Raw genomic sequence first — 22,708 nt, 5'->3', positions numbered from 1 at the left:
CGCAGCCAACATGACGCACGTCACCCACGGGAGGTTGCCTCCGCGTGCTGCGCCGACTGCTGGTCCTCATCGTGCCGCTGCTGGTCGCCCTGGTCGCGGCCCTCGGCGTGCCGCTCGCGTTCGCCGTCGTGCAGCGCGAGAGCCAGGAGACCTACCTCGACCGGCTGGGTGACGCGAGCCGGTTCGCGTCGCTGGCCGAGAGCGCCCTAGCGTCGGACCGCCTGACCGCGCTGCGGGAGGAACTGGTCCGGTACGACCAGCTCTACGGCATCTCGGCCGCCCTCGTCGGCACCGACGGCACGGTGCTGGAATCGTCACGCCGCCCGTTCGCCCTGGACGACCCGCACGTCGAGGTGGGCCTGAACGCGGCCTTCGGCGGGTACCGCGGCGAGACCGACCAGTCGGTGTGGCCGTGGGAACGCGTGAACCTCGTCGTGGTCGAGCCGGTCGGGCGGGACAGCGAGGTGGTGGCCGCCGTGGTGACGATCTCCCCGACCGACGGCCTCAGGTCGGCGATCCTCCGCCAGTGGGGCGTGCTGGCGCTGCTCGGTCTGGTGCCGATGCTGGGCGTGGTGGCGGTCGCGTGGCCGATGTCGCGCTGGGTCCTGCGCCCGGTCCGCACCCTGGACGAGGCGACCGCCGCCGTCGCGGGCGGCCGGCTGGATGCCCGTGCGGACGACCTCGGCGGGCCCCCTGAGCTGCGCAGACTCGCCGCGAGCTTCAACGCGATGGTCGACGTGGTCGGCCGCGCCCTGCGCCGGCAGCGGGCGTTCGTGGCGGACGCCTCCCACCAACTCCGCAACCCGCTGGCCAGCCTCCGACTGGCCGTGGACAACCTGGAACCCCACGTCACCGACGCCGCGGGCCGTGAGGCGCAACGCATCGCCGTGGACGAGGCCGAGGAGATGGGCCGCGTCCTGGACACCCTGCTGGCCGCCACGCGTCTCGACAGCACCTCCGCCGCCGAACCGGTCGACGTGGACACCCTGCTGGCCACGCACGTCCCCGGCTGGCGCGCGCTGGCGGGCGACATGCGCCTGGAGGTGGCAGTACCACCGGGCCTGCGTGCCCTGGAACCGCCCGGTGGCCTCGGCAGCGTGCTGGACGAACTCGTCGGCAACGCGATCCGCCTCTCCGGCGGCACCCGCGTGAAGGTCTGGGGCCGGACCGCGGACGGCGGCGTGGAACTGCACGTGACCGACGACGGCACGGGCCTGACGGACGACGAGCGAGCCGACGCACTGAGCCGGTTCTGGCGCGCGCCACGCCACCAGAACATCGCGGGCACCGGCCTGGGACTCGCCATCTGCGCCGAGCTGATCGAATCGGCCGGCGGCGAACTAACCCTCCACCCCGTCGAACCACACGGCCTGGATGCCCTGATCCGCCTCCGCGCCCGCGCCGCCACCTGACCCACCCACCACCTGACCCGCCCCGCCGGCTGACCCGCCCCGCCGGCTGACCCGCCCCGCCGGCTGACCCGCCCCGCCGGCTGACCCGCCCCGCCGGCTGACCCGCCCCGCCGGCTGCCGCGACCGCCTGCTGCCACAAGTCCCGCTTGCCGCAAATCGCGCCTGCCGCAGACTCCACCTGCTGCAACCCCGCCTGCCCCAAATCCCTGCCCCAAATCCCGCCTGGCACGAGCCGGCCCCTGATGCGAACTCCGTCCGCGCCGGTTGCTGCCCGCGGCGTCGGGTGCCTGGCGCGAACCCGCCAGCCGCCTCCAGCCGCCTGGCGGGCCGAGCCCGTCGCCTGGTGCTGCCTGTTGCCGCCGGACCGCCTGCCCGCCCGCGTACCTGCCCGGCCGCGTGGTGCTTATTCGCCACTGCCCGGTGCCTGCTCGGTGCGTGACAGCGTCTGCCCGTGCCCGTGCCCGTGCCCGTGCCCGTGCGCCGCCCGCCCGCCTGGCGCGCCCGCCCGGTGCCTGTTCGCCCGCGCGGTGGCGGGTGCGTGACCTGTCCGCCGCGTGTGCCCCTCAGCGCGCCCCTGTGCGCAGGTGGTGGCCTGCCTGCTGCCCGACCGTCTCCCTGGCGTTCGCCTCACCGTCGGCCTGGTCCGCTGACGCTCGCCGTGGGTGCCGCCTCCTTCTATCCCGGCAACGTCAATGGTGTGCCGAAAGTTTCTCCATTGACGCCCGGTTCGCTCCATTGGGTGATCAGAGGGAGCTGGGGGCATCCTCGGCCATCGGCAACAGCATGCAGTATGGGCTGGTCAGCGCTTCGTCGCTCGGAACCAGCGTTCGGCGCCCTTGTGCAGTGGGACCTGACCAGTGGAGATTCCTGTTCTCACGTTGATCCGGCTGGCTTCCGGGTGGCCGGCGGCGATCCGGGCCGATTGCGTGAACACGGTCCGCGTCACGACCTCGACCACGTCCTCGTCCAACGACGTCCGCGCCAGCAGCAGGTTCGGCACGGCGAACGTGCGGCACGGCCCGAGGTTGCCGTAGGTCGTGGCCGGGATGGTGGCCGGCACGTACGGGCCCGGGTAGGCCTCGGCCAGGCGCTCCGCCTCGGCGGGCAGGTCGAGCAGGCGCAGCGGGAACGCGTCGAGCGTGTCGGCGATCGCCGGGGTCGGGATGCCGGTCAGCGCGAGGAACGCGTCCAATGAGCCCTTCGTCAGCTCCTCGGCCGCGTCGGCGTGCGCCATCCGGCGCGCGTCCACCTCGATCCCCAGCAACGACAGCAGCCGGGTCGCGGTGAACTCCGTCCCCGACTCCGAGGGCCCGAACGACACCGTCCGCCCGGCCAGGTCCGACAACGTCCGCAGCGGCGAGTCGGCGGGCACGGCGATCTGCATGAAGCTGTCGTAGAGCCGTCCCACCGCGCTGATCCCGCCCGGGTCCTCGGCGCTGAGCAACGCACCCGCCACCAGCGGATCCAAAGAGGACAGTCCAAGGTGGACCTCGCCCTCGCGGAGCAGGCGGACGTTCTCCACCGACGCACCGGTGTGGCGCTCCACCACCCGGGTCGCGGGCAGCTCGTCGGCCAGCGCCGCCGCCAGCGCGCCGCCGATCTCGCGGAACACCGCGCCGTCCGGCCCGGTCGCGAGCACCAGCTCGTCGAGGGCGGGAGGGCTGCTCGACGTGCACGCCGACAGCCACGCCGGCACGCCCGCCACCAGGGCGGCTCGCAGCACCGAACGCCGGGACACCCGCACGACCAGCAGCGTAACCCCGCACGACCGGGTGAACGGAGTGTTACGTCAGAGGGATCTGAAGTTTCCGGCGGGCTCCTTGTCGTGGTCGCGCCCTGTGCTCAGGATCACCAACCAACCCCCTTCCCGCCGGCAGGCGATGGTCCCCTTGGAGGAGACGTGGTCAGCGCGCAGGCACGTGAGCGCAAACCGATCTACAAGCACCTCTACTTCTGGGTGCTGGTGTCGATCGTGCTCGGCGTGATCGTCGGGTACGCCTTCCCGGCGCAGGCGTCGGGCATGAAGTGGATGGCCGACTTCTTCATCGCGCTGGTCAAGGTGGTCATCGCGCCGACGATCTTCTGCACGGTCGTCGTCGGCATCGCGGGCCTCGGCAACCTCGCCAAGGCGGGCGGCCTGGCGCTGCGGACCATCCTGTACTTCACCGCGATGACGACGGTGGCGCTGGCGATCGGCCTGATCGTGGTCAACCTGGTGCAGCCGGGCCACCACGGCGCGTCCATCCCGATCAACGACGGCGCGGCGGAGAAGACGCTCGCCGACGCCAAGACCGCCGAGACCGGTGTGACGGGCTTCATCCTGGGCCTGGTGCCGAAGTCGTTCCTCGGCGCGTTCACCGACGGCCAGCTGATCCAGGTGCTGGTGGTCGCGATCCTGGTCGCGGTGGCCGTGGCGGGCATGGGCAAGCGCGGCGAGAAGGTCGTGTCCGCGTTGGACACCACGGCCAAGGTGATGTTCGGCGTCATCAAGATCGTCATGTACGCGGCGCCGATCGGCGCGTTCGGCGGCATCGCCTACACGATCGGCAAGTTCGGCGGCTCGATCCTGGGCAAGCTGGCGTGGCTGATGGGCTCGTTCTACGCGACGTGCCTGCTGTTCATCCTGGTGGTGCTGGGCGGCGTGGCGCTGTACGCCGGGTTCTCGATCTTCAAGTTCCTCCGGTACATCAAGGACGAGCTGCTGATCGTGCTCGGCACGTCCTCGTCGGAGACGGTGCTGCCGCGCATGCTGGTGAAGCTGGAGGCGGCGGGCGCGGACAAGTCGGTGGTGGGCCTCACGATCCCGACCGGCTACTCGTTCAACCTGGACGGCACGTGCATCTACCTGACCATGGGCGCGATCTTCATCGCCCAGGCGACGGGCACGGACGTGGGCCTGGGCACGCAGGTCGGGCTGCTGCTGTTCATGCTGCTGGCCAGCAAGGGTGCGGCGGGCGTCACGGGCGCCGGCCTGGTCACGCTGGCGGCGTCGCTGAGCGCGTTCGAGGGCAACAGCGCGATCCCGGCGGTCGGCATCGCGCTGATCGTGGGCATCGACCGGTTCATGTCCGAGGCGCGGGCGATCACGAACGTCATCGGCAACGGCGTCGGCACCCTCGTGGTGGCGCGGTGGCAGGGCCAGTTGGACCGCGACCGGTTGCGCGAGGTGATGGACAACCCCGGGCAGGTGGACGTGGACGCCCTGATGGAACAGCAGCACGGTGACGACGACGTCACGGAGCGTGAATCGGTGGGCGCCGGCACCCGCTGAGACGCGCGGGTGAGCCCCCGGTCGTCGCCCCCGAGGCGGCGGCACGGGGGCTCACCTGCGAGTTCATCCGGGATCGCGGCGGCGGGGGAAGTGTCGGCCGGCTCTCACCAGCGCGCGCGAGGGCGGTCGCTCCGTTATGCTTAACAACGCGTAACAAGGCTGGCCGAGGTATCGCTCGGACCGGCCGAATCGTTACCAGTCGCCGACGAAGATCACCCGAAGGATGGTGTGGATCCGTTTCGCGACTGTTAAAGTCTCGTCAACACGCGGGCCATCGTCGTCCCGTGCCCAGCACCCGGATTCCAGGACCTGGACACGAGGACTCGTTCTTTCACCAAGGACGACGAAGGAGGTCTGCGCAGTGATCTTCTCCGCCATCCCGTCCCCGCAGGGGCTCTACGACCCCGCCGCGGAACGTGACGCTTGCGGTGTGGCGATGGTCGCCGACATCAAGGGCCGGCGCTCGCACGACATCGTCGTCGACGCGCTCACCGCGCTGGCCAACCTGGAGCACCGCGGCGCCGCGGGCGCCGAGCCGACCAGCGGCGACGGCGCCGGGATCCTCCTGCAACTGCCGGACGCCTTCCTGCGGCAGGTGCTGGACTTCGAGCTGCCGGAGCCGGGCGCGTACGCGGCGGGCATCGCGTTCCTGCCCGCCGACGAGGAGCCGCGCGCCAAGGCCGTCGAGCTGACCGAGCGCATCGCCGCCGAAGAGGGCCTGGTGGTCCTGGGCTGGCGCGACGTGCCGACCGCGCCCGAGCACGCCGGCGTTGGCCCGACCGCCCGGTCGGTGATGCCGCACTTCGCGATGCTGCTCGTCAAGGGCGAGACCGACCGGCGCGACGTCGCCCTGGACCGCCTCACATTCGCCCTGCGCAAGCGGGTGGAGCACGAGAGCGCGGCGGCGGACGTCGGCACGTACTTCCCGTCGCTGTCGTCCCGGACGATCGTCTACAAGGGCATGCTGACCACGGGCCAGCTGCCCGCGTTCTTCCCCGACCTGCGCGACGAGCGGCTGGCCAGCGCGATCGCCCTGGTCCACTCCCGCTTCTCCACCAACACGTTCCCGTCGTGGCCGCTGGCGCACCCGTTCCGGTACGTCGCCCACAACGGTGAGATCAACACGGTCCGCGGCAACCGCAACCGGATGCGGGCCCGCGAGGCGCTGCTGGCCTCCGACCTGATCCCGGGCGACCTGACCAGGCTGTTCCCGATCTGCCACCCGGAGGGCTCGGACTCGGCGAGCTTCGACGAGGTGCTGGAGCTGCTGCACCTGGGCGGCCGGAGCCTGCCGCACGCGGTGCTGATGATGATCCCGGAGGCGTGGGAGAACCACACCTCGATGGACCCCAAGCGCCGCGCGTTCTACGAGTTCCACGCGAGCCTGATGGAGCCGTGGGACGGCCCGGCGTGCGTGACGTTCACCGACGGCTCGCTGGTCGGCGCGGTGCTCGACCGCAACGGCCTGCGCCCGGCCCGCTGGTGGCAGACCGCCGACGGCCGCGTGGTGCTGGCCTCGGAGACCGGTGTGCTGGACGTGCCCGCGGACCAGGTCGTGGCCAAGGGCCGGTTGCAGCCCGGGAAGATGTTCCTGGTCGACACGGTCGAGGGTCGCCTGGTCGAGGACGACGAGGTCAAGTCGAAGCTGGCCGACGAGCTGCCCTACGACGAGTGGCTGCACGCGGGCGTGCTGGAGCTGGCCGACCTGGCCGACCGCGAGCACGTGGTGCAGAGCCACGAGTCCGTGGTGCGGCGGCAGCTGACGTTCGGCTACACCGAGGAAGAGCTGCGGATCCTGCTCGCCCCGATGTCCACCAACGGCGCGGAGCCGCTCGGCTCGATGGGCACCGACACGCCGGTCGCGGCGCTGTCGCAGCGCTCCCGGCTGCTCTACGACTACTTCGTGCAGAACTTCGCCCAGGTCACGAACCCGCCGCTGGACGCGATCCGCGAGGAGATCGTCACCAGCGTGTCGCGGGTGATGGGCCCGGAGCAGAACCTGCTGGAGCCCGGCCCGGTCAGCTGCCGGCACATCAAGCTGACCTACCCGGTGATCGACAACGACGAGCTGGCCAAGCTCATCCACATCAACGACGACGGCGACCTGCCGGGCTTCGCGTGCACCGTCCTGTCCGGACTGTACGAAGTGGACGGTGGTGGCGCGGCGCTGGCGGCGGCGATCGAGCGGGTGCGCCGCGAGGCGTCCGAGGCGATCGCGAACGGCGCCCGCACGCTCGTGCTGTCCGACCGCGACTCCGACCACCGGATGGCGCCGATCCCGTCGCTGCTGCTGGTCTCCGCGGTGCACCACCACCTGGTGCGCACCAAGGAGCGGCTGCGCGTGGCGCTGGTCGTGGAGACCGGTGACGCCCGCGAGGTGCACCACATCGCCGCGCTGCTGAGCTACGGCGCCGCCGCGGTGAACCCGTACCTGGCGTTCGAGACGATCGAAGACATGATCAGCACCGGCGCGGTGACCGGCATCGAGCCGCGCAAGGCCGTGCGGAACTACGTGACCGCGCTGGTCAAGGGCACGTTGAAGATCATGTCGAAGATGGGCATCTCGACCGTAGGCGCGTACACGGCGGCGCAGGTGTTCGAGGCCGTCGGCCTGTCCGAGGAACTGCTGGGCGAGTACTTCACCGGCACGGTGTCGAAGCTCGGCGGCGCGGGCCTGGACGTGCTGGCGGAGGAGGTGGCGCTGCGCCACCGCCGCGCGCACCCGGACAACCCGACCGACCGCGTGCACCGCAGGCTCGAGGTCGGCGGCGAGTACGCCTACCGCCGCGAGGGCGAGCTGCACCTGTTCACGCCCGAGACGGTCTTCCTGCTCCAGCACGCCACCAAGACCGGCAAGCAGGACGTGTACAAGCGCTACACCGACGAGGTGGAGCGGCTGTCCCGGCAGGGCGGCACGCTGCGCGGCCTGTTCTCGTTCGACGCCGCCGGCCGCACGCCGGTCCCGATCGACGAGGTCGAGCCGGTCTCCTCGATCGTCAAGCGGTTCAACACCGGCGCCATGTCCTACGGGTCGATCTCGGCCGAGGCGCACGAGACGCTGGCCATCGCGATGAACCGGCTCGGCGGCCGGTCCAACAGCGGCGAGGGCGGCGAGGACCCCGAGCGCCTGTACGACCCGGAGCGGCGCAGCGCGGTCAAGCAGGTCGCGTCCGGCCGGTTCGGCGTCACCTCCGAGTACCTGGTCAACGCCAGCGACATCCAGATCAAGATGGCGCAGGGCGCGAAGCCGGGCGAGGGCGGCCAGCTGCCCGGTTACAAGGTGTACCCGTGGATCGCGCGGACCCGGCACTCCACGCCGGGCGTTGGCCTGATCTCCCCGCCGCCGCACCACGACATCTACTCGATCGAGGACCTGGCGCAGCTGATCCACGACCTGAAGAACGCCAACGAGCAGGCCCGCGTGCACGTGAAGCTGGTCAGCGAGGTCGGCGTCGGCACGGTCGCGGCGGGCGTGGCGAAGGCGCACGCGGACGTGGTGCTGATCTCCGGCCACGACGGCGGCACCGGCGCGTCGCCGCTGAACTCGCTCAAGCACGCCGGCACGCCGTGGGAGATCGGGCTCGCCGAGACCCAGCAGACGTTGCTGCTCAACGGTTTGCGGGACCGGATCACCGTGCAGGTCGACGGCGCGATGCGCACCGGCCGCGACGTGGTGGTGGCTGCGCTGCTCGGCGCGGAGGAGTTCGGCTTCGCGACCGCGCCGCTCATCGTCGAGGGCTGCGTGATGATGCGCGTCTGCCACCTCGACACCTGCCCGGTCGGCATCGCCACGCAGAACCCGGAGCTGCGCAAGCGCTTCACGGGCCAGGCCGACCACGTGGTGAACTTCTTCCACTTCATCGCCCAGGAAGTCCGGGAACTGCTGGCGTCGCTCGGTTTCCGCACGATCGACGAGGCCGTCGGCCACGCCGAGCTGCTCAAGACCGACGAGGCCGTCGAGCACTGGAAGGCGGCCGGGCTGGACCTGACGCCGGTGTTCGAGGTGCCCGAGACGCCCTACCGCACGGCCAAGCGCAAGGTCCGCGAGCAGGACCACGGCCTGGCGCAGGCATTGGACCGCACGCTGCTCCAGCTCGCCGACGCGGCGCTCAACGACGCCCGCCCGGTGCGGCTGGAACTGCCGCTGCGCAACGTCAACCGGACCGTCGGCACGCTGCTCGGCGCGGAGGTCACGCGCCGGTTCGGCGGCGACGGCCTGCCCGACGACACGATCCACGTGACGTTCACCGGCTCGGCCGGCCAGTCGCTGGGCGCGTTCATCCCGCGCGGCGTCACGCTGGAGATGATCGGCGACGCCAACGACTACGTCGGCAAGGGCCTGTCCGGCGGCCGGATCGTCGTGCGGCCGCACCCGGACGCGCCGTTCGCGGCCGAGCAGCAGGTCATCGCGGGCAACGTGATCGGCTACGGCGCCACGTCCGGCGAGATCTTCCTGCGCGGACGGGTCGGCGAGCGGTTCTGCGTGCGCAACTCGGGCGCGCTGGCCGTGGCCGAGGGCGTGGGCGACCACGCGTTCGAGTACATGACCGGCGGCCGGGCCGTGGTGCTCGGGCCGACCGGCCGCAACCTCGCCGCGGGCATGTCCGGCGGCATCGCGTACGTGCTGGAGCTCGACCCGGCGGCGGTCAACACCGCCATGGTCGAGTTGCAGCGGCCCGGTGCGGAAGACCTGCGCTGGCTGCGCGAAGTGGTGGAACGCCACCACCAGCTCACCGGTTCGGCGGTGGCCGCGTCGCTGCTCGGCGACTGGCCCCGGCGTTCCGCGTCGTTCACCAAGGTCATGCCCGGTGACTACCAGCGCGTGCTCGAAGCGATGAGGCTCGCCCGCGCGGAAGGCAGGGACGTCGACCAGGCGATCATGGAGGCCTCCCGTGGCTGACCCGTACGGTTTCCTCAAGCACTCCCGCTCCGAGCCGAAGAAGCGGCCCGCCGCCGAGCGGCTGAGCGACTGGGACGAGGTGTACCTCGACGTCCCCGCCGAGCAGCGCGACGCGGAGGTGCGCACGCAGGCGACGCGGTGCATGGACTGCGGCATCCCGTTCTGCCACTCCGGGTCGGCCGGGTGCCCGCTGGGCAACCTGATCCCCGAGTGGAACGACCTGGTGCGCCGGGGCGACTGGGAGTCGGCGTCGGACCGGCTGCACGCGACGAACAACTTCCCGGAGTTCACCGGCCGGTTGTGCCCCGCGCCGTGCGAGGCGGCGTGCGTGCTGTCGATCAGCCACGACGCGGGCGGCGCGGTCGCGATCAAGCGGGTCGAGCAGGCGATCGCCGACGTGTCCTGGGACCAGGGGCTCGTGGGGCCCACGCAGGCACAGGTGTCGTCGGGCAAGGCGGTCGCGGTGGTCGGGTCCGGCCCGGCCGGGTTGGCGGCGGCGCAGCAGCTCACGCGGGCGGGCCACGAGGTCACCGTGTTCGAGCGGGACGACCGGCTCGGCGGGCTGCTCCGCTACGGCATCCCCGAGTTCAAGATGGAGAAGAAGGTCCTCGACCGGCGGCTCGCGCAGCTGCGCAAGGAGGGCACGAAGTTCGTCACCGGCTGCGAGGTCGGCGTCGACCTGACCGTCGAGGAGCTGCGGTCGAAGTTCGACGCGGTGGTGCTCGCCGTGGGCGCGCTGCGCGGTCGTGACGACACGACGACGCCCGGCCGTTCGTTGCGGGGCATCCACTTGGCGATGGAGCACCTGGTGCCCGCCAACCGCGCGTGCGAGGGCGACGGCCCGCCGGCGATCGACGCGGCCGGCAAGCACGTCGTGATCATCGGCGGCGGCGACACCGGCGCCGACTGCTACGGCACGGCGTCCCGGCAGGGCGCGGCTTCCGTGCTGCAGCTGGACCAGTACCCGATGCCACCGTCCACTCGGGACGACGCCCGCTCGCCGTGGCCGGTGTGGCCGTGGATCCTGCGCACCTACCCCGCGCACGAGGAGGCGGGCGAGCGGAAGTTCGCGGTCGCGGTGGAGAAGTTCGTCGGCGACGAGGACGGGCACGTGCGCCAGATCCAGCTGCGCAAGGTGCGGGTGGAGAAGGACGCCTCCGGCCGCCGCCAGGTCGTGCCGACGTCCGAGGAGGTCGAGCTGCTGCCGGCGGACCTGGTGCTGCTGGCGATCGGCTTCGAGGGCGTCGAGCACATGCCGCTGCTGGACGGGCTGGGCATCCAGCTCACCTCGCGCGGCACGATCTCGTGCGGCTCGGACTGGCAGACCCAGTCGCCCGGCGTGTTCGTCTGCGGTGACGCGCACCGGGGCGCTTCGCTGGTCGTGTGGGCGATCGCCGAGGGCCGCTCGGTGGCCAACGCGGTGGACCGCTACCTGACCGGCTCGTCCGACCTGCCGTCACCGGTGATCCCCAACATGCTGCCGCTGGCCGTGGTGTGACCCCTTAGACCCGCCGTTCGCTGGGTACCCGGCCGCCCCGACAATGACGTCGGGGCGGCCTTTTGCTTTCTTCGGAGGAGGATGCGAATGGGCAGCGGGATTCCGGACAACGACACGTTACGGTCATTCGGGATCACGTTCGGGCAGCTCCTGGCGTGGGACGACGAGGAACGGCGGCGTTGGCTGGTGGAGTCGCAGCCCGACGGCGAGCACCGGACGAACTGGTGGCTGTCGATTATCCAGCCGTTGAACGGCCTGACGACCCGTTTCGGGGACGTGAGCGGGCAGGAGGTCGCCAACCGCCTGGCCATGCTCGCCTCCGTCGTCAGTGAGTACCCGGAACTCGCCGACGTGCCGCCCGAGCTGACCCCCGACGGTGCGGCGAGGCGCAACCTGGGCAACATCCGGCTGTCCCGCGAGGAGGCCCTCCGGATGGCGGAGAACCGGACCGACCGCCCGATCGAGGAGATCCGGGAGCTGCGCGAGGTGCGGACCCTCGTCCGCCGGCTCGGCAACCTGGTCGACCGCATCCGCGACGATCACCTCCGGCACGAGGTGCGGGAGTGGCCGGCGGTCCAGGGACGGTTGCCCTGACGCACGCTGCCCCGACCCGAAGAGGGCCGGGTCGGGCCCGCCGGTCAGACGCCGGTCACCGCGCGCACCGAGCGGATGCGGCTGACCAGGAACTCGCGGTGCTCGCCGCGCGGGGCGCAGTTGGCCTTGAGGTTGCCCGCCGCGTGGTCGACGGGGGTGATCACGTGCTTCACCGTGCTCCGCGGGCCGTTCGCCACCGCGATCTCCACGGACGTGCGGCTGACCAGCGCGTCCGCCAGCAGCACGACCTCCGAATCGCGCAGCACCAGCGACTGGTCGCGCAGCAGCCGCACCGTGCCGATCCGCTGCGACTCCACCGGCGGCAGCACGAACTGCGGCCTCGGCCGCTCCCGCTCCACCAGCGCCGCCGCCAGCTTTCCCACCTCGTGCCCGGTCAACGGCGTGCGCCACCCGCCCGTCGCCGCGCGCACCGGCGGTGGCTCGACGCGCCGTCGCGGCACCCGCTCCACCACCGCCATGCCGTCCACCGTGGCCGTCGTCGGCGCGTAACCGGCCGCCCGCAGCAACGCCAACGTCTCCGCCGCGGGCTTCGCCGACGCCAGCACCGTCGGCCCCAACGGCTGCAACGACAGCGGCGCCAACGACGGGTGCGCGGCGATCTCGCTCAACAGCACCGGGTCCTCGGTGCGCACGCAGCACGCCACCGGCGTCACCGTGATCCGCCCGTGCTGCCGCGCCACCTCGCGCACCAGGTGCGCCAACGTCGGCGGCACGCCGTGCTCGGCCACCGACGCCAACCGGGCCAGCAACGCGTCCGGCTCGTGCCCCGCGTCCAACGCCCGCCGCACGCTCGCGCCGCTGAACCGCCACCCGCCCGCCGCGCCGTCCGCCGCCAGCTCCAGCACCGCGCTCAGCTCGCGCGACGGCAGCCCGGCCACCACGGCGCTCAGGTCCGGCCGCAGGTGCGCGGTGACCGCCTCCGGCGGCACGAACCGACCCGCCACCTCGTCCACCCCGCCCGCCAGCACCGCCCGGCCCAGCGCGGTCGCCGCGCCCAGCGCCACCAACCCCACCGACTCGGCCTCCACCAACGCCGCCTCGGTCGCCGCGCGCCCGTGCACGGCGGGCCGCGTCCACACCAGCTCGGCCACCACCTCGTGCCGGTGCTCGAACGCCTCGTCCTCGTCCAACCGCGCGTACCGCTCCAGCAGGCCGCGCCTGGTCCGGTCGCCCGAGTCCGTCGAGGACGGTTCCGCCGACGCGGGCCGCTGCTTGCCCGGCGTCCACGTCAGCCGCGGCCAGGCGCGCGCCAACGCGGTCAACCGCTCCGCGGGCGACGCGGCCCGCCACGCGTCCGCGCCGACCGTCGGCACCAGCCTGCCGTCGTCCACCGCGAGCAACCGCGCCTCGACGGCCAACCCCACCCACAACCGGGTCCGGCCCTCGTCGGACCGCAGCACGCCCGCGAGCCGCCTCAGCTCCCGCAACCCCATCACCGCGCGGCACGCCACCTGCTCGACGTCGCACAGGTCGACCAGCCGCGTCACCCCGTCCACAGTGGACGTCGCGGGCGTGATCGCGGCCCGGTCCGCGAATCCCCGGTTCTGCGGCGCGCGGCGGGGCGTGCGCGGCGCGGGCGTGATGCGGCGCGCGGGTTCTTCCTCCAGCAGCCGCAACCCCGGCGAGCTCGCCAACCGCCCGGCCGCCGGCCACACCAACGCCCTCGCGCGCAACTGGCCCAACGCCCGCTTCAGCTCCGCCCGCGACGCCTTCCCGTTGCAGCGCAACCGTTCCGCCAGCACCTCCACGCCCGCCTCGTCACCCAGCCGCAGCACGGTGTCCAGCACGTCCCGGCACGCCTGGTCGAGCCCGTCGACCGCCGCGCGCAGCGACGCCGTCGAGGTCAGCTCGTCCGCCAGCGCCCGCAGCGAGTGGGGCCTGCGATCGGCGGCGTCCTTGCGCAGCGCCAAGATGTCCCGGATCTCCACCGCGTCGAGCTCGCGCAGCCATCCGGCCAGCGCCGTTTTCCTACCCACCCGGCGATTATGCACAGAACGTGACGGCTCGGTGATGCGTTGCGATAGAGCGTTCGAATGAGCCACGAATGGACGAACGTAAGCTGGGCGCCGTGGAATTCACCGGGTTCGGCGAACACGCCATCGACTTCTACGACGGACTCGTCGCCGACAACTCCAAGGCCTACTGGGACGACCACAAGCACGTCTACCAGCGCGATGTGCGCACGCCCATGGAGACGTTGCTCGCCGTGCTCGAGCCCGAGTTCGGCAAGGGAAAGGTCTTTCGGCCCTATCGGGACGTGCGGTTCAGCAAGGACAAGACGCCGTACAAAGACCACTGCGGCGGAGTGGTCGAACTCGGCCGCGGCGGCGGCGCGCACTACGTGCAGATCGGGACCGAAGGGCTGTTCGTGGCCGGTGGGTCGTTCGCGATGGCGTCCGACCAGCTCGCGCGCTACCGCGAGTCGGTGGCTGACGACGTGCGGGGGCGTGCGCTGGAGAAGCTGCTCGCGAAGCTCGCCAAGTCCGGCTGGGAGCTGCGCGGGGACAAGCTCAAGCGGGCGCCGCGCGGCCTGGACCCGGAACACCCCCGGATCGAGCTGCTCAAGCACAAGCGCCTCTACGTGGCCAAGGTGTGGCCGCCCGACGACGTGCTGCACGAGCCCGGCTGCCTGGACCGGGTCCGCGAAGCCTGGCACCAGGTCACACCGCTCGTCGACTGGTGCGCCGACCACATCGGCCTGACCGAAATCGGCTTCCGCCGCTGACGGCCGCTCCGGCCTGCGCCGCTGACGGCCGGGCTGCTTCCGCCACCACCGCCGCCGCCGCCGCTGGCCGGGCCTGCTTGCGCCGCCGACGGCCCCGGGGTCGGCTTGTGCCACTCACCGGCGGTCACGGGCTGGGCTGGTTCGCGCCGCTCACCGACCCTGACGGGGCCGCACCGGCTTCCGCCGCTCACGGGCGCCGGCGGACTTGGTCGGCTTTCGCCGCTGACGGCTGGACCGGCTTCCTCCGCCGAAGGGTTGCCCCGCCCTGCGCCGCCGACGGTTGCCTCGCCTTGCACCGCCGACGCTGGCACCCGCGGCTGTGGCTGCGCAGGCGTCGCCCGCCAGGGGACCCCTGTTCTTATTCTCCCAGAGGGGTACGACGTTTTCGGGCGGTCGATCGTGCGAGCAGGGCGCCGAAGCCCACGCCGGCGACGTCCACAAGGGCGTCCAGGACGTCCCCGCCGCGGTTCAGCGCGGTGATGAGCCACTGCAACACTTCCGAGACCGCGGCGTAACCCAAGAGGCCGATGACCAGTGGTCCGGACGGCAGTCGCGCGTACCTCCCAGCGCCCATGAGCAGGGCGAACAGCACGAAGTGCACCACCTTGTCGGTGCCCGGGGGCGCGGTGGGCACACCTGACGCCGGGGTGAACAGCACGATGACGCTGAGCAACGCCGCGACCACGAACGGAAGGATTCTGGGGCCCACGGTGCAGATTCTGCCTGTTTCGCGGAGATTACTTCCCGGTACATCCTGATCGGTCCAGTGACAGGGACTACTCTGACTAGACGTGAGTCGACGCGCGAAGATCGTCTGTACGATGGGTCCTGCCACCGCGACCGAGGACAAGGTCAACGAGCTGGTGGCGGCCGGTATGGACGTTGCCCGGATGAACTTCAGCCACGGCAGCCATGCCGACCACAAGCAGGTCTACGACCTCGTCCGCAACGCGGCCGAAGCGTCGGGCCGCGCGGTCGGCATCCTGGCCGACCTCCAGGGTCCGAAGATCCGCCTCGGGCGGTTCGCCCACGGCCCCGTCGAGTGGCGCACCGGTGACATCGTCCGGGTGACCGTCGAGGACGTCGAGGGCACCCACGACCGCGTCTCCACCACCTACAAGCAGCTGGCGCAGGACGCCAAGGCGGGCGACCGGCTGCTGGTGGACGACGGCAAGGTGGGCCTGACCGTCACCGAGGTCGACGGGCCGGACGTGGTCTGCGAGGTCACCGAGGGCGGCCCCGTCAGCAACAACAAGGGCCTCTCGCTGCCCGGCATGGACGTGTCCGTGCCCGCGCTGTCCGAGAAGGACATCGAGGACCTGGAGTTCGCCCTCAACCTGGGCGTGGACTTCATCGCCCTGTCGTTCGTGCGCTCGCCGGCGGACATCGACCTGGTCCACCAGGTGATGGACCGCGTGGGCCACGGCCGCAAGCCGGTCATCGCCAAGATCGAGAAGCCCGAGGCGGTCGACAACCTCGAAGCGATCGTGCTCGCCTTCGACGGCGTCATGGTCGCCCGCGGCGACCTGGGCGTGGAGCTGCCGCTGGAGCACGTGCCGCTGGTGCAGAAGCGGGCCATCCAGATCGCCCGCGAGAACGCCAAGCCGGTGATCGTGGCCACCCAGATGCTCGACTCCATGATCACGAACTCCCGGCCGACCCGCGCCGAGACCTCGGACGTCGCGAACGCCGTGCTCGACGGCGCCGACGCGCTGATGCTGTCCGGCGAGACGTCGGTCGGCCGCTACGCCATCGAGTCGGTCAAGACCATGAGCCGCATCATCGTGGCCGTCGAGACCGAGTCCACCGTGGTCCCGCCGCTGACGCACGTCCCGCGCACCAAGCGCGGCGTGATCTCGTACGCGGCGCGCGACATCGGCGAGCGGCTGAACGCGAAGGCGCTGGTCGCGTTCACCCAGTCCGGCGACACCGTGCGGCGGCTCGCCCGCCTGCACACCCCGCTGCCGCTGCTGGCGTTCACGCCGGAGCCCAGCGTGCGCAGTCAGCTTTCTCTCACCTGGGGCACCGAGACGTTCCTGGTGCCTAAGGTGGACTCGACGGACGAGATGGTCCGCCAGGTGGACCTGTCGATGATCGACATCGGCCGGTACCAGCCGGGCGACCTCGTCGTGGTCGTGGCAGGCTCGCCGCCTGGCACCATCGGCTCGACGAACCTCATCCGGGTGCACCGCCTGGGGGAGGACGACCACGCTTAGGAGATGACGTGACCGAGGCTGCCCGTGCCGCGGCGACCGCCGAGTTCTCGGACGTTCCACTGGACGCCGACGGCGTGCCCCACGGGCAGCCCGTGCTCGACCGACTCGTCGCGCTGCTCGACCTGGAGCGCGTCGAGGAGAACATCTTCCGCGGTGTGTCACCCGCCGAGTCGCCCGTTCGGGTGTTCGGCGGGCAGGTCGCCGGTCAGGCCCTGGTAGCCGCCGGCCGCACCGTGCCCCGTGAGCGCCGGGTGCACTCGCTGCACTCGTACTTCATCCGCGGTGGCGACCCGACCGTGCCGATCGTGTACGAGGTCGACCGGATCCGCGACGGGCGCTCGTTCACCACCCGGCGCGTGGTCGCGGTCCAGCACGGCAAGGCGATCTTCGCCCTGTCGGCGTCGTTCCAGCTGGACGAGCCGGGCCTGGACCACCAGGAGCCGATGCCCGCCGTGCCGCCGCCGTCCTCGCTGCCCACCTACGCCGAGTCGGCGGCCGGGTACCTGGAGAAGGTCGGCATGGCGCGGCTGCCGAGGCCGATCGACATCCGGTACGTGACCGAGCCGCCGTGGCGGGCGCGGGAGGACGGGCCGGGCGAGGCGCGCAGCCAGGTGTGGATGAGGGCCGACGGCAAGCTGCCGGACGACGACCTGCTGCACGTGTGCGTGCTGGCGTACGCGTCGGACATGACGTTGCTCGACTCGGTGCTCGTCAGGCACGGCGTGTACTGGGGAACCGACAAGGTGCTGGGCGCGAGCCTGGACCACGCCATGTGGTTCCACCGCCGGTTCCGGGCGGACGAGTGGTTCCTCTACGACTGCGCCTCGCCTTCGGCTTCCGGCGCTCGGGGCCTCGCGACGGGCCGCTTCTACAGCCACGACGGCCAGCTGGTGGCTACCGTGGTCCAGGAGGGCCTGCTTCGGGTCCTGTAGTCGATCGGCTACGCTGCGCGATCAATGGAGCAAGAGAGGTGGCCGCGATGAGCACGTTGCCCTGGCCTGACCACTTGTTCACGCTTGAGGAGTGGGACGCGCTTCCAGAGGACAAGTCGCGCCACTTCGAGCTGGTCGAAGGAGTCTTGCTGGTGGCGCCAAGGCCGGCACCGAAGCACCAAGTGGCGATGGCGAACCTCCGGAGCTGCCTCAAAGAGCAACTGCCCGCCGGGGTGGTGGCGGTCCAGGACGTCGACGTCGTGATCGACCCGGGGCCTCCGCTCTCATTGCGCGCACCCGACGTCGTAGTGGTGCCTGCCGAGCGCTACTGGGAGCACCCGAGCCGGTTCAACCCCGATGACCTGCACTTGGCAGTGGAGATCGTGTCGCCGGGAACGGGTCGGACAGACCGCGTGTTCAAGCCGATCGAGTACGCCAAGGTGGGAATCCCGCACTACTGGGTGGTGGAGCTGGACGAGCCGGCCACGCTCATCGCGTTCAGCCTGGTCGCCGGCAGGTACAAGCAGATCGCGCAAGGCACCGGGGAGGTCGAGGTCCCCGAGCCCTTCCCGGTGACCATCGACCTCACCACGCTGATCAACCCCTGATCCGCAGGGCGTCCCAGAGCGCCCGCACGTGGTGCTCCTTGGTCGCTTCCGCGCCGATCGCCACGCGGATGGCGAAGCGGCCGTCGACGACGGTGTGGGTGATGAAGGCGTCGCCGCTGGCGTTGACGCGGTCCATCGCGGCACGGGTCGCCGCGTCGCCGGAGCGGTGGGCGAGGGTGACCAGGGACAGGGAGCGCGGCACGACCAGGTCCCAGTCGTCGGACGCGTCCACCCACGATTCGAGCAGGGCCGCCAGCTCCACGTGGCCGCGCAGGTGCTCCCGGATGCCCTCCAGGCCGTACCAGCGCAGCACCGACCACAGCTTCAGCGCCCGGAACCGCCGGCCCAGGGGGATCTGCCAGTCGCGGTAGTCCACGACCGCGCCCGACTCGGTGGCCGTGTTGCGCAGGTACTCCGGCAGGATCGTGAGGGCGTCGACCAGCACGTCCGGGTGGGCGGTCCAGAACAGGGACAGGTCGAACGCGGTCAGCATCCACTTGTGCGCGTTCGCGGTGAACGAGTCGGCCAGGTCCACGCCGTCGAACAGGTGCCGGAACTCCGGGCACAGCGCCGCCGGGCCCGCCCACGCCGCGTCCACGTGCAGCCAGATCCCGTGCTCGGCGCACACGGCGGCGATCTCGCGCACCGGGTCGACCGCGCCGGTGCCCGTGGTGCCGACGGTCGCGCACACCATCACCGGCCGCCGGCCCGCCGCCACGTCGGACCTGATCCGGTCGGCCAGGTCGTCCACCCGCATGGCCAGCCGCGAGTCCACCCGGACCGATCGCACGGCCTGCTCGCCGAGCCCGGCCATCCGCGCGGCCCGTTCGAGCGACGAGTGCGTCTGGGACGACACGTACACGGTCTCGGACCCGTCCACACCGGACTGCCGCCACTTCCCACCCGACGACCGGTGCAGCGCGGCGAGGACCGCGACCAGCGCGGCGGACGACGCGGTGTCCTGGATGACCCCACCGCCGACGAACGACGACGGCAGGCCGAGCGCCCCGACCAGCTCGTCCATCAGGTGCTGCTCGACCTCGGTCGCGGCGGGGGAGGTGGACCACAACATGCCCTGCACGCCCAGCCCCGACGACAGCAGGTCGCCGAGCACCGACGGCAGCGAGGCGTTCGACGGGAAGTAGGCGAAGAACTCGGGGTGCTGCCAGTGCGTCGTCCCCGGCAGCACGACCCGGTCCAGGTCCGCGAGCAGCCCGTCGAACCCCTCGCCGCGGTCGGGCAGCCCGGCCAGCTGCCCCCGCACCCAGCCTGGCTCGACGGGTGAGGAGACCGGGAAGTCCTCGACGCGCGAGCGGTAGTCGGCGATCCAGTCGATCACCTCGTGGCCGATCCGGCGGAACTCGTCAGGGTCCATGCCCGAAATCTATACGCGTCGCCTGCGGTGGGTGGGCCGTTGATCGTCGGGCGGGGTCAGGGCCCGGGTCTCGACCCGTTCCAGCACCACCGAGCTGGTCAGGTTCCGCACCTCCGTCCGCGAGGCGATCTTGTCCATCAGGAACGCCTGCAGGTGCGTGCTGTCGGCCACCGCGATGTGCACCAGGAAGTCCGCCTGGCCGCTGACGTGGAACAACGACCGCGTCTCGGGCTGCGCCATCACGAACCGCCGGAACGCCGCCACCACCGGCCTGGTGTGCGGCCGCACGTTGACCGACACGACGGCCTCCAGCGGCAGGCCCGTGGTCCGCGGGTCGACCACGGCGTGGAACCCGGTGATCACCCCGAGGTCGCGCAGCCGGCGCACCCGCTGCAGGCAGGTCGACGGCGCGATGCCGACCAGCTCGGCCAGGCTCCGGTTCGGCAGCGTCGCGTCGTTCTGCAACGCCTCCAGGATCAGCCAGTCGACCGAATCCAGTTCGGCTGTCTCGCTCACAACCGAACACTGTAATCGTCAGGTGGAATACACCCGAACGGATCGCCCAGGATGCGGCCGTGCACATCGCCTGGACCTCGTTCCTGCTCGCCCTGGTCGTCATCACCGTCGTGCCCGGACCGGACTTCGTGCTGGTCACCGGCAACGCCGTGCGCGGCGTGCGGTACGGCGCGCTGACGGCGGCGGGCGTGGTGACCGGGTTGCTCGTGCACGCCCTGCTGGCCACGGTGGGGCTGTCCGCGCTGGTCGCGGCGGCGCCGGCGGCATTGCTGGCGGTCAAGGCGGTGGGCGCGCTGTACCTGGTGCACCTGGGCATCGCCACGCTGCTGGCGGCCCGGCGCGGCGGGCCGATCAGGCAGGCGCCGAGGTCGGACCGGTCGCTGTTCCTGCGCGGCCTGCTGTGCGACCTGCTCAACCCGAAGGTGATGCTGACGTTCCTCAGCCTCGTGCCGCAGGCCATGGACCCGGCGTCGCCGCCGCTGCCGCAGGCCGCGCTGCTGTCGGCGGTCGCGGTGGGCGTGTTCGCGTGCTTCTGGGCCGTGGTGGTGCCGTTGGCGGGCCGGCTGGCGGCGCTGCTGTCGCGGCCGAAGGTGCGGCCGGTGTTCGAGCGGCTGTGCGGCACGGCGCTGATCGGCATGGCGGCTTCGGTGCTCGCCGCGTAATTGTCGTTATCGTGTCGCGGCCGAGGGGTCTCCGGTGAGGTAAGACCGACTCGGCCGAGAGGAACGGCATGCGCACACCAGAGGACGCCGCGGCGGTGACGGCCGCGCAGCGGGGCGAGCCGGGCGCGTTGGACGCGCTGGTGGCCGCCTACCTGCCGCTGGTCTACAACGTGGTGGGACGCGCCCTGGCGGGCCACCCGGACACCGACGACGTGGTGCAGGAGACCATGCTCCGCGCGCTGAACGGGCTGCCGAAGCTGCGCGAGCCCGAGGCGTTCCGGTCGTGGCTGCTGGCCATCGCGCTGAACCAGGTCCGTGACCACCACAAGGCCCGGCCGCCGCTCGCCGACGCCGAACCGGCCGACCTCGCCGACCCCGGCGCGGACTTCGCCGACCTGGCCATCACCCGGCTCCAGCTCACCGGCCAACGCCGCGAGGTCGTCGCGGCCACCCGGTGGATCGGCGACGACGAGCGCGAGCTGCTGTCGCTGTGGTGGATGGAGCAGGTCGGCCGGATCACCCGCGCCGAGCTGGCCGAGGCGCTCGACCTCACGCCGCAGCACGCGGCGGTGCGGGTGCAGCGGATGAAGGCTCAGCTCGACGGGGCGCGGGTGGTCGTCCGGGTGCTCGCCCTGCCGCGCTGCGGGGACCTGGCCGAGGTGATCGCGGACTGGGACGGGCAGCCGAACGCGTTGTGGCGCAAGCGGATCGTGCGGCACGCGCGGGAGTGCGCCCGCTGCGCCCGCGGGTTCGACGACCTGGCCGCGGTGGACGGCCTGCTGGCCAGGATCCCGCTCGTGCCGCTGCCCGCCGGGTTCGACCTGGCCGCCGCCGAGCCCGTGATCGCGGTGGCAAAGAAGGGCTTCTGGGCGCACGCGGCCACCAAACCGCTGATCGCGGCGGCGGCCGTCGCGGCGGTGGCGGGCGCGGTCGTGCTGCTGCCCCTGGAACGGACGCCACCGTCCGCGGCCGCCCCGGTCGCCGTGACGACCAGCCGGGTGCCCTCGACCATCCCGTCCACGACGACCACTACGACGACGACAACAACGACCACCACCACCAGCACGACCACGGCAGCACCGGCGCCGGTCGTGCAGCAGGTCGCCAGGTCGGTGAAGAAGGGTGTCGGCACCTGGCACTTCGACGGCGTGACCGCGGCGTTGTCCGACGTGGGCGCGGGCTGGTTCTACAACTGGGCCCCGACCAGGGAGGACGTGCAGCCGCCGCCCGGCGTCGAGTACGTGCCCATGATCTGGGGCGCGAAGACGGTGACCCCGGCGAACCTCCAGGCGGTCCGGGGCCAGGGCACCACCCTGCTCGGCTTCAACGAGCCGGACCTCGCCGAGCAGTCGAACCTGACCGTGGAGCAGGCGTTGGACCTCTGGCCGCAGCTCCAGGCGACCGGGATGCGCCTGGGCAGCCCGGCCGTCGCGCACAGCGGCGACCGGGCGGGCGGCTGGCTCGACCGGTTCCTGGCCGGGGCGCGGCAGCGCGGCCTGCGGGTCGACTTCATCACCCTGCACTGGTACGGCTCGGACTTCGGCCCGGCCGCCGTCGGCCACCTGAAGAACTACCTGGACGCCGTGCACGCGCGCTACGGCCTGCCGATCTGGCTGACCGAGTACTCGCTGATGGACTTCGCCGGCGGTGGCGTGCGCTACCCGGACGCGCAGCAGTTGGCCGACTTCGCCGGCGCGTCGTCCCGGATGCTCGAAGACCTGCCCTACCTGGAGCGCTACGCGTGGTTCGCGCTCCCCGCCGACAAACCGGGCACGGGGCTGTACGTGCCGGGAGGGACGCCGAACCGGGCCGGCGAGGCCTACCGCGCCACCGGTTAGGCGAGCGCCCGGAGCCGGTCGTGCGGCGACGGGCGCTCCGCGGTACCGGGGGGGGGGGGGGGGGGGGGGGGGGGGGGGGGGGGGGGGGGGGGGGGGGGGGGGGGGGGGGGGGGGGGGGGGGGGGGGGGGGGGGGGGGGGG

16 protein-coding genes are annotated in these 22,708 nt (G+C 72.0%); 11 read left to right on the top strand and 5 right to left on the bottom strand.

The window, feature by feature from the left end:
- Window positions 1-44 precede the first annotated feature (44 nt).
- Entirely contained in the window at window positions 45-1,412 is a 1,368-nt protein-coding gene (locus ACZ7GX_RS38295) for a sensor histidine kinase (protein ID WP_498784378.1), read from the top strand.
- Window positions 1,413-2,211: 799 nt separating this feature from the next.
- On the opposite strand, the gene ACZ7GX_RS38290 is transcribed toward ACZ7GX_RS38295, so the two are convergent.
- Window positions 2,212-3,156, bottom strand: a complete 945-nt coding sequence (locus ACZ7GX_RS38290) for a TAXI family TRAP transporter solute-binding subunit (protein WP_498784376.1) — start codon at window positions 3,154-3,156, stop codon at window positions 2,212-2,214.
- Between the two features lie 156 nt (window positions 3,157-3,312).
- Here ACZ7GX_RS38290 and dctA point away from each other — a divergent pair, with 156 nt between their 5' ends.
- The 4 genes from dctA to ACZ7GX_RS38270 all read left to right on the top strand — a co-directional run bounded on the left by dctA (window position 3,313) and on the right by ACZ7GX_RS38270 (window position 11,675).
- A complete protein-coding gene (gene dctA, locus ACZ7GX_RS38285; RefSeq protein ID WP_498784374.1) occupies window positions 3,313-4,683 on the top strand; it encodes a C4-dicarboxylate transporter DctA in 1,371 nt (456 codons plus the stop codon).
- A gap of 361 nt (window positions 4,684-5,044) precedes the next feature.
- Entirely contained in the window at window positions 5,045-9,583 is a 4,539-nt protein-coding gene (gene gltB, locus ACZ7GX_RS38280) for a glutamate synthase large subunit (RefSeq protein WP_498784372.1), read from the top strand.
- A complete protein-coding gene (locus ACZ7GX_RS38275) occupies window positions 9,576-11,081 on the top strand; it encodes a glutamate synthase subunit beta (protein ID WP_498784370.1) in 1,506 nt (501 codons plus the stop codon). The genes gltB and ACZ7GX_RS38275 overlap by 8 nt, the downstream gene beginning before the upstream one ends.
- A gap of 87 nt (window positions 11,082-11,168) precedes the next feature.
- Window positions 11,169-11,675 carry a hypothetical protein gene (locus ACZ7GX_RS38270; RefSeq protein ID WP_498784368.1) on the top strand — a complete coding sequence of 169 codons (507 nt, stop codon included), beginning with the start codon at window positions 11,169-11,171 and terminating at the stop codon, window positions 11,673-11,675.
- A gap of 44 nt (window positions 11,676-11,719) precedes the next feature.
- Here the strand turns inward: ACZ7GX_RS38270 and ACZ7GX_RS38265 are convergent, their stop codons facing one another.
- A complete protein-coding gene (locus ACZ7GX_RS38265) occupies window positions 11,720-13,672 on the bottom strand; it encodes a helicase-associated domain-containing protein (protein ID WP_498784366.1) in 1,953 nt (650 codons plus the stop codon).
- Window positions 13,673-13,740: 68 nt separating this feature from the next.
- Here ACZ7GX_RS38265 and ACZ7GX_RS38260 point away from each other — a divergent pair, with 68 nt between their 5' ends.
- Window positions 13,741-14,421: a DUF2461 domain-containing protein gene (locus tag ACZ7GX_RS38260; protein WP_498784364.1), complete on the top strand. Its 681-nt coding sequence runs from the start codon at window positions 13,741-13,743 to the stop codon at window positions 14,419-14,421.
- Between the two features lie 358 nt (window positions 14,422-14,779).
- Here ACZ7GX_RS38260 and ACZ7GX_RS38255 read toward each other — a convergent pair whose 3' ends face one another.
- Entirely contained in the window at window positions 14,780-15,130 is a 351-nt protein-coding gene (locus ACZ7GX_RS38255) for a VanZ family protein (protein WP_498784362.1), read from the bottom strand.
- Window positions 15,131-15,212: 82 nt separating this feature from the next.
- Here ACZ7GX_RS38255 and pyk point away from each other — a divergent pair, with 82 nt between their 5' ends.
- The 3 genes from pyk to ACZ7GX_RS38240 are packed head-to-tail and all read left to right on the top strand — an operon-like array spanning window position 15,213 to window position 18,177.
- Complete coding sequence (pyk, locus tag ACZ7GX_RS38250; protein ID WP_230567130.1) at window positions 15,213-16,637, top strand: pyruvate kinase; 1,425 nt, start codon at window positions 15,213-15,215, stop codon at window positions 16,635-16,637.
- Window positions 16,638-16,645: 8 nt separating this feature from the next.
- Window positions 16,646-17,569: an acyl-CoA thioesterase II gene (tesB, locus tag ACZ7GX_RS38245; protein WP_498784360.1), complete on the top strand. Its 924-nt coding sequence runs from the start codon at window positions 16,646-16,648 to the stop codon at window positions 17,567-17,569.
- A 47-nt stretch (window positions 17,570-17,616) separates the two neighbouring features.
- Window positions 17,617-18,177 (top strand): Uma2 family endonuclease, encoded by a 561-nt coding sequence (locus tag ACZ7GX_RS38240; RefSeq protein ID WP_498784415.1) that lies wholly within the window; start codon window positions 17,617-17,619, stop codon window positions 18,175-18,177.
- Here ACZ7GX_RS38240 and ACZ7GX_RS38235 read toward each other — a convergent pair.
- Window positions 18,167-19,552, bottom strand: a complete 1,386-nt coding sequence (locus tag ACZ7GX_RS38235; RefSeq protein WP_498784358.1) for a pyridoxal phosphate-dependent decarboxylase family protein — start codon at window positions 19,550-19,552, stop codon at window positions 18,167-18,169. The genes ACZ7GX_RS38240 and ACZ7GX_RS38235 overlap by 11 nt on opposite strands.
- A 9-nt stretch (window positions 19,553-19,561) precedes the next feature.
- Entirely contained in the window at window positions 19,562-20,068 is a 507-nt protein-coding gene (locus ACZ7GX_RS38230; protein ID WP_461122022.1) for an Lrp/AsnC family transcriptional regulator, read from the bottom strand.
- A gap of 59 nt (window positions 20,069-20,127) precedes the next feature.
- On the opposite strand from ACZ7GX_RS38230, the gene ACZ7GX_RS38225 reads away from it, so the two are divergent.
- Entirely contained in the window at window positions 20,128-20,730 is a 603-nt protein-coding gene (locus ACZ7GX_RS38225) for a LysE family translocator (protein ID WP_498784356.1), read from the top strand.
- 68 nt (window positions 20,731-20,798) lie between these two features.
- Window positions 20,799-22,568: a sigma-70 family RNA polymerase sigma factor gene (locus tag ACZ7GX_RS38220; protein WP_498784354.1), complete on the top strand. Its 1,770-nt coding sequence runs from the start codon at window positions 20,799-20,801 to the stop codon at window positions 22,566-22,568.
- Window positions 22,569-22,708: the final 140 nt, after the last annotated feature.

Source organism: Actinosynnema sp. NPDC037264, from assembly GCF_055603705.1.
Note: the sequence above shows the minus strand (reverse complement) of the source record. Positions and strands in the feature narration are given on the sequence as shown.

Excerpts from the sequence above, each read along its gene's own strand:
- ACZ7GX_RS38270 (WP_498784368.1), top strand. The coding sequence starts at position 11,169 with ATGGGCAGCGGGATTCCGGACAACGACACGTTACGGTCATTCGGGATC.
- ACZ7GX_RS38260 (WP_498784364.1), top strand. The coding sequence starts at position 13,741 with ATGGACGAACGTAAGCTGGGCGCCGTGGAATTCACCGGGTTCGGCGAA.
- ACZ7GX_RS38240 (WP_498784415.1), top strand. The coding sequence starts at position 17,617 with ATGAGCACGTTGCCCTGGCCTGACCACTTGTTCACGCTTGAGGAGTGG.
- ACZ7GX_RS38235 (WP_498784358.1), bottom strand. The coding sequence starts at position 19,552 with ATGGACCCTGACGAGTTCCGCCGGATCGGCCACGAGGTGATCGACTGG.
- ACZ7GX_RS38220 (WP_498784354.1), top strand. The coding sequence starts at position 20,799 with ATGCGCACACCAGAGGACGCCGCGGCGGTGACGGCCGCGCAGCGGGGC.